Here is a 773-nt window from a genome sequence, read left to right as displayed (position 1 = left end):
GGGTGGCGCCGGTGTCGGTACGTTCGCGCCGGTGCGGCCCTCGGCGAGCCGGGTCGTGTGGACGGCCAGCCAGGCCACTGAGGCGATCAGGGCGAGGATGATGCAGGCCGAGAACAGGATCCCGGCGCGGCTGGGCCGCGCCGTGGTCTGCGGCTCCTCGAGCACCACGGTGGGCTGCTCCTCGTCGATGTGCACGTCGGTGATGGTCGTACCTTCCTCGTCCTGTCTCCCGAAGGCTGCGATTTCGAAGCGATGCTGCGGACGTGCCCCGAGTCTCTCCACGGTAACCACGTGGAGGCGTCGGAATCAGGAGCGATCAGGTGAACAATCCGTTTTCACATGCCGTCGGTATGTTCGCAAGGCCCGGAGATGGCCTAAGGTCGATCGCGTGGTGAGAAAACGAGTAGCTGATGCAGGCAAACAGGCCGGAAGAGTAGTCGGCGCGGTACGGGAGACGGCCGGGAAGCTGGTCGCCGACGTGGTGTCCGGCAAGGTCAGGGTGCCGCGGCCAGGACGTAAGGCGCCGGCCAAGGCCGCTGAGCCGGTCGTGAAGCCGCCCGCCAAGCCGGTCGCTGAGCCCGTCGCCGAACCGGTGAAGCCCGAGCCCACCGTCGAGGCGGTTGCGGACCCGGTGGCCGAGGCGGCCGAGAAGGCCGCGCCGGCGAAGAAGACCGCCGCCAAGAAGACCACGGCCAAGAAGAGCCCCGCGAAGAAGACGACGACCGCGACGAAGAAGACCACGGCCACGAAGGCTCCGACGGCGAAGAAGACCA

Annotated in this window: 1 protein-coding gene and 1 pseudogene; one reads left to right on the top strand and one right to left on the bottom strand. The window is 67.9% G+C overall.

Going from position 1 to position 773, the window contains the following annotated elements; genetic code table 11:
* Positions 1–195: hypothetical protein (locus EF918_RS36295; RefSeq protein ID WP_148141378.1), on the bottom strand; the 195-nt coding region annotated here is incomplete at its 3' end.
* 193 nt (positions 196–388) lie between these two features.
* Between EF918_RS36295 and EF918_RS36290 the strand changes: the two are divergent.
* Positions 389–773, top strand: a pseudogene (locus tag EF918_RS36290) (hypothetical protein); the annotation flags it as partial.

This window comes from Streptomyces sp. WAC06614, from assembly GCF_003949795.1.
Lineage (GTDB): Bacteria > Actinomycetota > Actinomycetes > Streptomycetales > Streptomycetaceae > Streptomyces.
This window is presented reverse-complemented; position numbering and strand designations above follow the sequence as displayed.